The organism is Vibrio sp. Vb1729, assembly GCF_033338655.1.
GTDB classification, from domain to species: Bacteria; Pseudomonadota; Gammaproteobacteria; order Enterobacterales; family Vibrionaceae; genus Vibrio; species Vibrio alginolyticus.
Genome location: NZ_JAWOTB010000023.1, coordinates 27,869 through 39,795, shown reverse-complemented (window position 1 = coordinate 39,795; position 11,927 = coordinate 27,869). Strand labels below are relative to the sequence as shown.

The 11,927-nt window shown below is 44.5% G+C and carries 11 protein-coding genes; 4 read left to right on the top strand and 7 right to left on the bottom strand.

Translation table 11 applies throughout. The features are described from left to right. Positions 1-1,730, bottom strand: a 1,730-nt coding sequence (locus tag R7E29_RS13415; protein WP_318082699.1) for a YgiQ family radical SAM protein, incomplete at its 3' end; no start/stop codon positions are given. A 425-nt stretch (positions 1,731-2,155) separates the two neighbouring features. Between R7E29_RS13415 and R7E29_RS13410 the strand changes: the two genes are divergently transcribed. The 3 genes from R7E29_RS13410 to R7E29_RS13400 all read left to right on the top strand — a co-directional run bounded on the left by R7E29_RS13410 (position 2,156) and on the right by R7E29_RS13400 (position 5,762). Continuing rightward, the gene (locus R7E29_RS13410; protein ID WP_054577050.1) at positions 2,156-4,612 is read left to right on the top strand and encodes an EAL domain-containing protein; all 2,457 of its coding nucleotides are present in this window, start codon (positions 2,156-2,158) and stop codon (positions 4,610-4,612) included. 86 nt (positions 4,613-4,698) lie between these two features. Next, a complete protein-coding gene (locus R7E29_RS13405; protein ID WP_054577049.1) occupies positions 4,699-5,409 on the top strand; it encodes a hypothetical protein in 711 nt (236 codons plus the stop codon). Positions 5,410-5,561: 152 nt separating this feature from the next. Then, entirely contained in the window at positions 5,562-5,762 is a 201-nt protein-coding gene (locus tag R7E29_RS13400) for a DUF4250 domain-containing protein (protein ID WP_005376762.1), read from the top strand. Positions 5,763-5,783: 21 nt separating this feature from the next. Here the strand turns inward: R7E29_RS13400 and metR are convergent, their stop codons facing one another. Next, positions 5,784-6,695, bottom strand: a complete 912-nt coding sequence (gene metR / locus R7E29_RS13395) for an HTH-type transcriptional regulator MetR (protein WP_005386724.1) — start codon at positions 6,693-6,695, stop codon at positions 5,784-5,786. 281 nt (positions 6,696-6,976) lie between these two features. Between metR and metE the strand changes: the two genes are divergently transcribed. After that, a complete protein-coding gene (metE, locus tag R7E29_RS13390; RefSeq protein WP_054577048.1) occupies positions 6,977-9,259 on the top strand; it encodes a 5-methyltetrahydropteroyltriglutamate--homocysteine S-methyltransferase in 2,283 nt (760 codons plus the stop codon). 133 nt (positions 9,260-9,392) lie between these two features. On the opposite strand, the gene R7E29_RS13385 is transcribed toward metE, so the two are convergent. The 5 genes from R7E29_RS13385 to R7E29_RS13365 all read right to left on the bottom strand — a co-directional run bounded on the left by R7E29_RS13385 (position 9,393) and on the right by R7E29_RS13365 (position 11,826). Further along, on the bottom strand, positions 9,393-9,785 hold the full coding sequence (locus R7E29_RS13385; protein WP_005386726.1) for a GspS/AspS pilotin family protein: 393 nt from the start codon (positions 9,783-9,785) through the stop codon (positions 9,393-9,395). A gap of 3 nt (positions 9,786-9,788) precedes the next feature. Further along, positions 9,789-10,085, bottom strand: a complete 297-nt coding sequence (locus R7E29_RS13380) for a YciI family protein (protein ID WP_005386727.1) — start codon at positions 10,083-10,085, stop codon at positions 9,789-9,791. 115 nt (positions 10,086-10,200) lie between these two features. Further along, the gene (yciA, locus tag R7E29_RS13375; protein ID WP_005376768.1) at positions 10,201-10,596 is read right to left on the bottom strand and encodes an acyl-CoA thioester hydrolase YciA; all 396 of its coding nucleotides are present in this window, start codon (positions 10,594-10,596) and stop codon (positions 10,201-10,203) included. A gap of 225 nt (positions 10,597-10,821) precedes the next feature. After that, positions 10,822-11,385 (bottom strand): septation protein A, encoded by a 564-nt coding sequence (locus R7E29_RS13370; RefSeq protein WP_005386728.1) that lies wholly within the window; start codon positions 11,383-11,385, stop codon positions 10,822-10,824. Positions 11,386-11,583: 198 nt separating this feature from the next. Beyond that, positions 11,584-11,826, bottom strand: a complete 243-nt coding sequence (locus tag R7E29_RS13365; RefSeq protein WP_017634694.1) for a hypothetical protein — start codon at positions 11,824-11,826, stop codon at positions 11,584-11,586. Between the last annotated feature and the right edge of the window lie 101 nt (positions 11,827-11,927).

Here is an 11,927-nt window from a genome sequence, read left to right as displayed (position 1 = left end):
AGCCACAGAGCAAGGTTCAGCATGTCTTCGTCTTCTGTGCCTGGGTGCGCAGAGATAAAATAAGGGATTAAGTACTGCTTCTTGCCTGCTTCTGCACTGTATTTCTCGAACATCTCTTTAAAGCGATCGTACGTACCCATGCCTGGCTTCATCATCAGATCAAGAGGACCTTTCTCTGTATGTTCCGGTGCAATCTTCAAGTAACCGCCTACGTGGTGAGTAACGAGCTCTTTCACGTATTCTGGTGATTCAATCGCAAGGTCGTAACGTACGCCAGATGCAACCATCACTTTCTTCACGCCTTCAACTTTACGCGCTTCGCGGTATAAATCGATCGTGTGTTTGTGGTCTGTGTTTAGCTTGTTACAGATGCCCGGGAATACACAAGAAGGACGACGACAGTTCGCTTCCGCTTTTGGATCTTTACAGCCCAGGCGGTACATGTTTGCAGTCGGGCCACCAAGATCGGAAATTGTGCCGGTAAAGCCTGGAACTTTGTCGCGAATTTCTTCAATCTCGTTGATGATAGACTCTTTCGAACGGTTTTGAATGATTCGACCTTCATGCTCGGTAATCGAACAGAAAGAACAGCCACCAAAGCAACCACGCATGATGTTCACAGACGTCTTGATCATGTCGTACGCAGGAATTTTTGCTTTGCCGTACATAGGATGAGGAACACGCGCGTAAGGCAGGCCAAACACAAAGTCCATCTCTTCGGTCGTCAATGGAATTGGAGCTTGGTTTACCCAAAGTTCACGATCACCATGGCTTTGAAGTAACGCTCGACCAGAGTACGGGTTCGTTTCTAAATGCAGTACACGGCTTGCATGCGCATAAAGAATGCGATCGTTTCTTAGCTTTTCAAACGAAGGTAAACGGACCGCAGTCGTCGCAGCATCGTGGCGTGATGGGCGAATTGTGATTGGTTGTGCAACTGGCTCGTCTTTTTTAGTTTCACACTGAGTTTCTACTTCGTATGGGTTCTTTGGTACGAACGCTTCTTTACGAGGTTTTTCAATACGAGAAGAATCAATAACCGTGTAGCCTTCTGGCGCGACTGGCAAGTTCACGGCAGTACCACGAATATTGGTCATGGTGCTGATGTCTTCGCCGTTTGCGATGCGATGTGCTACTTCGACAAGTGCGCGTTCTGCGTTACCAAAAAGTAGGATGTCTGCTTTTGCATCAAATAGTACCGAACGGCGAACTTTATCTGACCAGTAATCGTAGTGCGCAACACGGCGTAGGCTGGCTTCGATACCACCTAAAACAATAGGTACTTCTTTGTAAGCTTCACGACAACGCTGAGAGTAAACCAAAGTCGCGCGGTCTGGGCGTTTACCACCTTCGTTATTTGGTGTGTACGCGTCATCGTGACGAAGCTTTTTATCCGCGGTGTAACGGTTGATCATGGAGTCCATGTTACCCGCAGTGATCCCGAAGAACAGATTTGGCTTACCAAGTTGCATGAACGCATCTTTATTTTGCCATTCTGGTTGAGCAATGATACCGACACGGAAACCTTGTGCTTCTAGCAGGCGGCCAATGATAGCCATACCAAAGCTTGGGTGATCCACATAAGCGTCACCGGTTACAATGATAATGTCACAGCTATCCCATCCTAGGGCATCCATTTCTTTGCGACTGGTCGGCAAGAAAGGTGCCGTACCAAAACACTCTGCCCAGTATTTTTTGTACTCATGAATAGGAGTGATGTTATTGGTCATATTTTGCTCTCTGTTCCAGGGAGCGCGAATTATAGCGATTTGATTATCAGGTATCTATAACAAACTCATCTATTCAAGCTTAGTTCATCGAGTTTTATTTGGTTTGTAAAAATATCAATGCTCTATCGGCGATTTTCTGTCTAATTTCACCTTGAAAGCCTCATGGTTATAGATCGGTTCATGAAAAATGTCGCAATCTTAATACAAAGCATAAGCAATGGTGTGCTTATATGGGGTAAAGCCTATAATCAAATTAGTGCATATTAAATGCAAAAGGCTGAGCTGCTCTGGAAATAGTTCTAAGTCGATAGGCTTATCGTTGACACAATCCATCTATAAAGAGGATCGGCAGGTCCCAACTGGAATGTCGCGAATTGACTGTGAATTTTGAGCCTTGGGCTAATTACAAAAAAAGGGGCTAGGGTATGAGTGAATCTACGACAACAGTGCATCCAAAAATGCAAACGACTTCCAGTCTAACTCCTGTTATAGAGTGGTCTTACGATATTGATACTCGCGAGTTCGAATGTGATCAGCAAGGAATGGCAAAGGCATTTGGGATAAGTACGCCAGTAACCAGCCTAAATAACTTGTTTGATCATATGCTGATGGGGCAACAAGAAACGCTAAAACAACGAATTCTAGAAGTGGAACTCTTTGGCGGACGGGGGCGGTTTTCTTGTTGCATGATGCTAAAAAACGTTAACTTAGTGCACGTTACTATTAGTTTTGAAAGGCTCAATAAGCGCATTATCCAAGGCACTATCATTCCACAATTAACAATCACTGGTTGCGAGGAGTTAGCGAAAATTCTCGAAACGATTTTTGATTTGCCAAATGTAGGCGTTTTAGTTGCCGATGAAGATACGCGCATCTTAGGTTGTAACCGTGCCTTTGAGTTACAAATGGGCTATCAAAACCGAGATCTGGTTGGGCTTAAAACTCATATATTCAGTACCTCTCACCATAGCCAAGCGTTTTATGATCAGCTGTGGCAGCAAATTAATGATGAAGGATGTTGGTGTGGTAACTTGCTGAGCAAAACAGCAAACGGTAGCAACCAAGCTCATCATCTTTGTATTTACCGACTTACGTTTCATTCTGGACGAATTCTTTATCTCGGATTTTCTACGGATATTTCTGCTTCGTTGTTGTGGATGAAAAATCGTTGTGAACAACAGCATGATTGGGCTGCCTTTTTACCGACGAGGAAAGAATTTGAACTCCAATTAGCTACCTTAGCGAATGAAAGCAGAAATAAAGAACTCAACATTGTTATGACACTAAGACCTAAGTTTTCGGAGAGATACTTGCTTGAACAGCAATTAGGTTTTGCAGATTTTATTATGCGAAGTCGCTACAAAAGTATTGCGGGGCAGTTATCTCGGGATGTGTTTGTCGTATGCTTGCAGACCCCTCATTGTCAATGGTTGAGCCCGGTTCGTTTGATCCAAATTGCCATGAAAGGGTTCTTTAATGAGCTTAGAAATGAAATGGGCACAAAAATGCATGCCACTATCGTTAAAGGCCAAACTGGTGTGTCAATCCTTGGCTATGATACGAACCGACCAAGACAAGCGCTAGCACATGCAGCGCAAGCGATGTTGTCCTCTATTTCCGGTGAAGGTAGCTATTTCAACTTTTACGACAGTGAACTTCACTCTGAATTAGTGAAGCGCCAACATCTCGAGGCGTTTTTGGAGGCGCAAATAGAGAGTGGGCTAGTGGACGTTTACTTTCAACCGATTATCGACGTTCAAACCGGAAGCGTGGTTAAGTTCGAGGCTCTCGCACGCTTCTATGATGAAAATGATGCGTATTGCACGCAAAAGATGATCGCTATTATTGAAGATCTAGAACTCATAGCGGCACTTGATGATGTGGTCTGCCAAGCTGCGTTGAAGCACTTTCCGCGCTTACAAGAAATTTATGGCGAGGAAGTGGGCGTGACCATCAATCGCTCCCTCAATACGAAATTGGATTCTCTTCAGATCCTTCAGCGGTCGCATGATTTGATTAAAGCCAGTGGTGTAGACCCTAAGCGAGTAACTATCGAGCTAACAGAAACCGCGTATTTTGAACAAGATGAGGAGCATACTCGAGCTCTAGAGGAAGTGCGGAAAGAGGGCATTGAGATCGCGATTGATGACTTCGGTACTGGGTATTCTTCTTTTTCTTATCTAGAAAAAGGGCAGTTTGATTTACTGAAAATAGACCGAAAATTCATCAAGAACATTCATAAAGGGAGCACCAGCTATAACATTGTGAAAATGGTCACCGAGCTTGCACAGCAAATGAATGTAAAAGTGGTTGCTGAAGGCGTGGAATCTAAGCAAGAACTTCAAGTATTGGCAGAAATCGGTGTCGATTACATGCAGGGCTTTCTATTTTCTGCTGCCGTGCCTGTCGATTTGATGGATAAAGCGGACAGTTATGAGCATCTGTTCTCTGACATCGCGATTGAGCCTAAGCAAAGTGATGTGTTGCAATCTTTGAGCCATGAACAAGTCAGGTCTATGGACCCTGGAGAACCGCTCTCCTTGGCAGTGGAGTACATGAATTTGAATCCAAGCTTGCCTTTAGTTGTTCTCAATGAAAATCGTTGTGTTGGGTTAATTACGAAAGAGACGGTGAATTTACACCTAACGCCCTCGATGGGCACAGAGCGAGAAACTGAACGAGAAAGCAGAATTTGGAAGCGTCCTGTTAATCAGATAATGAGCACCGAATTTGTGTTGGTTGATGAGGATTTACCTGTCTCTGTTATTCGAGAGTTGGTTAAAACCGGCATTCGTTTCCCTTGGGTATTGTGTAATACCAAAGAAGAGTACCGTGGAGTTTTAACGCAGGAAGACGCGTTGAAGTATCTTGCTTCTCTGTGAATAAAATTGTCTTACCGTTTTAGCTCATTTGGGGGCCGACTTTCGGTGGTTTGGCGATAGTTGATTTGATATTATCGCCCCCCAAAATGACTTTTGAGCGTGCATTCAACATGATTCAACAATTGCTGGTTAATTTCCCTCCGATGCTATTTGGCGCACAAGCGCTACTGACTTTGCTTCTAATCAAGGGCGATATTTGTCCTGGTCAGCGAGGACGTCTTCATAAAATGTTGCCTGCAGTAGCTGTATTGTGGCTCGCTGTTGCGTCACTTCGCATTGAAGCATTTATGATCGTGTTTGCTATTTTCTACTTCTATTCTCAGGTTCAAACCAAGAAAACGCGTGAAAAAGGGCCACTATGGGCGATGCATTTAGCGAATGGTTTGGCCTTTGCGTATGTGAGTATTCAAGTATTTGAGCAATCAAGCTGGCCAGCATCGATAGCGATGGCGCTAATGATATTTTTCCTTGGGGCGTCATTTTCTCAATTGCTGCTTACGATAGCTCGCAGCAGATTACAGGCATTTCACCGTATTTTACCAGTTACGGGCATTGTGTCTGGAATGCTATTAGTCATCGCAACGTTGTTTGCTTCTTACCAGTTAAATGAAGCCACACTAAACGCTGCGACACAGCCGATCTTGCTGTCTTTAGCTATGCTAATTTCTTCAATTATTGTGTGGTGTTGGCATATTTTTACGCATAAGAAACCAGAAAAGGTGCAGCTGAGCGTTGCCTTGTTGCTAGCACTCGCGTCGATGACGAGCCTGCAAGGTTTATTCTCTCTCGCGGCTTAACCTCTATTCTAAAGACAAAGCTAGACAGCTTATATCCAAGTGCTTTCTTGGTGCTTGGGTATAAGGTGATCACGTTTTAGAGCGCACTCACTTTAAATTCGCGTGATTACTACTACGCTTGTTTATATACCTTGTCGAAGAGGAGAGTCGCGATGGATTTAAGCAATGTAGGTAATCTGGACAGCACTATTTTGCTAGGTATCGTCAACGAAAAGCTACGTTTAGAGTGCGACAGTTTTGACGAGTTAGTATCAGTGTATGAGATGGATGTAGAGTCTGTAGTCGGCAAGCTTGATATGCTCGGTTATCAGTACGATCCATTGACTAACCAATTTAAAGCATATCAACGCTAAGCCTTTCATAACCCAAATCTTTTAAGCCACCTTGATTCCGTCAAGGTGGCTTTTACATTGTAGCCTCGCGGTTGCGAAAAAAGCTTGTAAGTAACGCTTTTCTTTCTCTGAGTGACGCGTTGCAGCAAACAAGCGACGCCATAAGCCTTGGCCGAAAGGTTTACTGGTAATAAGACCTTGGCGAGAAAATTCAGAAATCGCCCAATTGGGTAGTGCCGCCACCCCTAATCCAGCAGAGACCATCTGAACTAACATGAGAGTGTTGTCGGCTTGCTTCCATTTCGCAGGTTCTATTCCTGCTGGCTGAAGAAAGTGTTTTACGACGTCTAGCCTTTGTTTTTGAACCGGATAAGAGAGCATGGTTTGATCTGCGAGATCTTGCGGCTCAATAATTTCTTTTTCCGCCAATGGGTGGTTGGTTGCGGTAATTAAACGCATTTCAAAGTCGAATAGAGGCTCGTAGTGGACTTCGGATCGAGGTTGGATATCGGAAGTAATAACGAGATCGAGTTCGCCTGCCAATAGAGCTGGGAGTGGTTCAAAGCCAAAACCAGAGGAAAAGTCCAATGTTACGCTAGGCCAAGCAAGTTGGTACTCCCTAAGTGCAGGCATTAGCCATTGGAAGCAAGAGTGACATTCAATGGCCATATGTAATCGGCCATTGACGTCCTCTTTCAAGCTCGCTAAATCATTTTCTGCTCTTGCGAGTTTCGGAAGGATATCTTCTGCAAGACGCAATAGGATTTCTCCCTCTGAAGTGAACTTCACCGGACGAGTCTTTCTCAGGAACAGTTGCCCTCCAATTCGCGCCTCCAAATCTTTGATCTGATGAGACAGTGCCGACTGAGTGAGATGCAAAGCGGTCGCTGTCGCCGTTAGAGAGCCAGTGTCTCGAAGCGAAGTGAGTGTCCGCAAATGTTTTAGCTCTATCATGAATTCCTTTCATCCTTTGTTGCTCGCTATGAACAGAATAGCAATCGTGTAAATAACTTAACGACAAAAAATGGATATGTAAACGTCTAGACGTCTATTTGTTGTTTTTATTTGCGAATCATGTCGCTTCATGATGAATTTTTTTAATAAACAAGTTGAATAAATGGACGTTGTTCTAATATCAGATGAGAGCGATAGTTTAGCCATCCAGACATCTTATTCTTTACCGAAAGATGCTCTGATCCAAACAAATTGAACAAAATTGAGAAAGGAATAGGGACATGGCGACAACGACTCACATACTAGGTTATCCACGCATTGGTGAAAAAAGAGAATTAAAATTCGCTCAGGAGAAATACTGGCGAGGAGAAATTGATCAAGCTGAGCTTAAAAAGGTTGGGGCAGATCTACGCGCCAAAAACTGGCAAACACAAACGGATTCAGGTTTGAGTTTTGCCACTGCTGGCGACTTCGCTTGGTATGATCATGTACTGACGACCACGTTGCTATTGGGTCATGTGCCAAAGCGTCACGCTGATGGTTTCCCTAACCTGGATACGTTGTTCAAAGTGGGTCGCGGTCAATCTCAGGCGGGTTGCAGCTGTGCGGGCGCTGCGGCATCGGATATGACCAAATGGTTCAACACAAACTACCATTACATCGTCCCTGAATTCAGCAAGGACGATACGTTTGAAGTGAGCTGGCCGCAACTGTTTGAAGAAGTCAACGAAGCGCTTCAAGCTGGCCACCAAGTGAAGCCTGTTTTGCTTGGCCCAGTCAGTTACCTTTACTTGGGCAAAGAGGTCGAAGAAGGGTTTGACCGCTTAACCCTGCTACCACGCTTACTTACTGCTTACCAAGCTATTTTGGCAAAGCTAGCAAGTCAAGGTGTTGAGTGGGTTCAGATTGATGAGCCAATTTTGTCACTGGAGCTAGAAAGCAAATGGGCTGATTCGTTTAAGCTGGCCTACCAAGTGATTCGAAGCGATGTAAAAGTGCTGCTAACGACGTACTTTGACTCCGTAAGCGATACGCTAGACAAAATTGTAGAGCTACCGGTGGATGGTTTGCATATCGATTTATCTGCCGTCCCTCAGCAGCTTGACGATGTGGTTGCCAAGTTACCGGAGGGGTGGGTGCTTTCTGCTGGCGTTGTGAATGGTCGTAACGTGTGGCGTTCGGATTTAAGTGCCCAACTCGAGCGTCTACAGCCAGTCAAAGAGAAACTGGGCGACAAACTTTGGGTTGCCAGTTCATGTTCTCTTCTACATAGCCCTGTTGATTTAGCACTGGAAACAGAACTAAGCGAAGAAGTAAAAAGTTGGTTTGCCTTTGCAAAACAAAAAGTGGCAGAAGTCGCCTTGCTTGGCCGAGCGCTCGATGGTGATCAAAATGCGATTCTCGCTTGTGATACCTATAGCCAGACAATCAAAGCGCGCAAGACAGCAACACATGTGAATAAACCTCAAGTACAAGCGCGTTTAAACAACATTACCGCGTCACTTGCCGAGCGCAGCGCACCTTATGCAGAGCGTGCTGCGCATCAAGCTGAAGTATTGGGCTTGCCTTTGTTGCCAACAACGACAATCGGCTCTTTTCCTCAAACGGGTGAAATCCGGGTGCAGCGCAGCGCTTATCGTACAGGTCAATTATCTGAGTCTGAATATATCCAAGCACTTAAAGGACATATTGCTGACGCAGTAAAACGTCAAGAGGCGCTCGACCTAGATGTGCTAGTTCATGGTGAAGCAGAGCGTAACGACATGGTGGAATACTTCGCTGAGAACTTGGCGGGTTTTCAAACGACCAAATTTGGTTGGGTACAGAGTTATGGTTCTCGCTGTGTGAAACCTGCCATTGTAGTTGCTGACATTGAACGTGAAAAACCGATCACAGTTGAATGGTCGACGTACGCACAATCGCTAACCAGCAAACAGATGAAAGGCATGTTGACTGGACCAGTAACGATTTTATGTTGGACGTTCCCACGTGAAGACATCACACGTCAAGAAATTGCGCAGCAACTTGCTTTGGCACTGCGTGATGAGGTGTCTGACCTGCAAGATGCAGGCATCAATATCATTCAAATTGATGAGCCAGCCATTCGAGAAGGTTTACCACTCAAAAAACGCGATCACAAAGCGTACTTAGAATGGGCCGTAAATGCGTTTAAGGTCTCTGCGGCAAGTGCAAAACCAGAAACTCAGATTCACACTCATATGTGTTACAGCGAGTTCAATGAAATCATTGATTCGGTTGCGGCACTCGATGCGGACGTCATTACCATTGAAACATCTCGCTCAAATATGGAGCTGCTGAAAGCATTTGAAGAGTTCAATTACCCGAACGAAATTGGCCCTGGTGTTTATGACATTCACTCACCAAACATTCCTACGGAAGAATGGATTGAAGGTTTAATCAAGAAAGCGGCAGAAAAAATTCCGGCTCAACGTTTGTGGGTAAACCCAGATTGTGGTCTGAAAACACGAAACTGGAAGGAGACAGAAGCCGCATTGGCAAATCTGGTTTCAGCGGCGAAGAAGCTCCGTGCTGAGCTGGCGTAACACATCGTTACAGCAAATAAAAACGGAGACTGTGGTCTCCGTTTTTCTATTCTTAATTGTTAACTTTCGTTTTCAGATTATCCAATAATAGCGAATCATCGTCTCATGCCGAAAGCAACAAAAATTACTGTAGCTACTTCACCTGGGTACAAGTCTGTGCGGAAACCAACTCATCTGCCATCAACTGACCGCGAGAATTACGTACCTTAATACGATACATCAAGCCCATATCAATTTGCTTGCGAACTTCTGGGTTGCTGCAGTAGGTATAGATACTGGTATTCAGTACTTGATTTAACGGCTTTGCACCGAGTGCGCCATCGTTATAAATCATCATCATCTCTACAACATTTTTGTTGGATGAGACACGCATTATTTGCAGTGGACCGTACTCTAAAGGGAGGCCCGCAGACAAGACTCCTGCTCGGTTTGATGCCATAAGCTCAAGTTGGCGCTGATTATCATCGGTTGATGAACAGCCAGCCAGAGCACCAAATACCAAGAAAAGACACAGTAATTTTTTCATAAATTAAAACACTTTTTTGAACGGTTTCACGATTACATGATCGTAAACACCAGCCGCTACATAAGGATCGGCTTCTGCCCACGCTTTAGCATCCTCTAGAGAGGCGAATTCAGCGATGACAGTTGAGCCCGTAAATCCAGCTTCTCCAGGATTGTCAGAATCTATCGCAGGCATCGGACCAGCTGTAAGAAGGCGACCTTCGTCTTGTAGCTTTTGTAAGCGATCCAAGTGTTGTGGGCGAACGCTCATGCGTTTTTCCAACGAGTTCTCAACGTCCTGTGAAAAGATGACATACCACATAGCATAGTTCCTTAATTGGTAGGGTAAAGTGTTAATTTAACGCCTTTTTTGTGTCTCTCACAAGTGAACAACAGAAAATGTGAGATCCTTTCTAACTGTTAGCGTTGTAGGTTGACTAATTCTGAACCGGTCGTGGTTTACCTTCACTGTCAATGGCTACGTAGTTGAAGGTCGCATCACAAACCATGAAGCGTTCGCCAACACCGTGAGCTTTGACGGGTTTGACCCATACTTCCAAATCGACACTCATGGATGTGCGGCCGATCTTAGTGCATTCGCCGTAGCAGCATACGACATCGCCCACACCAACAGGTTTTTTGAACGTAATGCTTGATACCGAAACGGTGACAACGCGACCACAAGAGATCTCTTTTGCTAGAATCGCGCCCGCTAAGTCGAGCTGAGACATTATCCAACCGCCAAAAATATCGCCATTGGCGTTTGTATCTGCAGGCATTGCAAGGGTACGAAGCAGCATTTGACCTTTCGGAGAGCTAATTTCTTGACTCATTGTGACATCCTAAATCTTAAAGGCGCTCAAACTAAGCGCCAACATAGTAAATACCTAGAACCAAAGGTCCTTAAAAAACCGCAGATACCGGACCAGAGAAAGTTGGTTTACAGCAGCAAGAATGGTCTGAAAACGGTACGTTGTTTGAGCGGTTTACTGATACATGGAGCAAAACAGCGACCCTAAGGTCGCTGTGAAGTCGCGGATTATAGCAAAACTGAGTTTTTAATCATCAGTGGACACATCGGATGAGTTATTTTTTTGTTCTTTTGGCATGTGTTTATAAATGTAAAAGCCAGTCGCAATCATGTAGGCAAATGTCGCGATCAACATTCCAAATACTTTGAAGTTAACCCAAACATCCAACGGCAATTCGTAAGCAATATAAATGTTTAGGCCAGCGAAGAATGAGAAGAAGCCAACCCAAGCCCAGTTAATCTTTGCCCAAACAGCGTCAGGTAACGTAATTTCCTTGCCTAGCATACCTTTGATGGCTGATTTTCCCAATGCGTGGCTCACTGCTAAGCCAATCGCCAGAATCGCGTAAATGATGGTGACTTTCCACTTTATAAAATTGTCGTCGTGGAAGAAAAGGGTCATGCCGCCGAAGATAGTGACGATAACAAATGTTATTAGCTGTATCTTTTCGACTTTCTTATACAGCGCATAGGTGACGACAAGTTGAATGGCTGTTGCTACGATCAGTGCACCTGTCGCCACGTAGATGTCGTACAGCTTGTATAAAGCGAAGAAAACGATGAGTGGTATAAAGTCTAGGATCTGCTTCATGATGGCAAAATCTACCTAATTATTGAATTGAAGACAGTCTAACGGAATCTGACAAGATGTGAATACTGAGGAAGTTAAGGTAAGAATAGTAACGCTTAGTATATCGTACAGCCCGCAAGCTTCTTCCACGTCGAAACAGCAAATGGAAGGAATAAAAATTGCCGCGTGAAGCGGCAATAGAGTTGAGAGTTTTAAACCTTAAGCCACACGTTGATATTGGGAAATAAGCGTTTTTACATCTTCTAAATAGCCTTCCCGCAGTAAGTTATCGACCGTTGCTTCTAGCTCTTCGAGGGACATCGTGAAGCAAGTGGATTTACCAGTCATCAGGGTCAGATATTGATGATACTCTTCTTCTGTATAGTGGCCTAAGCGATCAAGTAACAGTGTTTTGATTCCATGATGAATCAAGCCGTAGTATGTATGTCGATGAAGTAACATGGCGATCTCCTTATCAAGCTCATACGCTACTCATTTGCAGCCTGCTTGACCTTCTGGATAATTCGATTTACTCCAATAATGCACATCTAGTGCCAATTCTA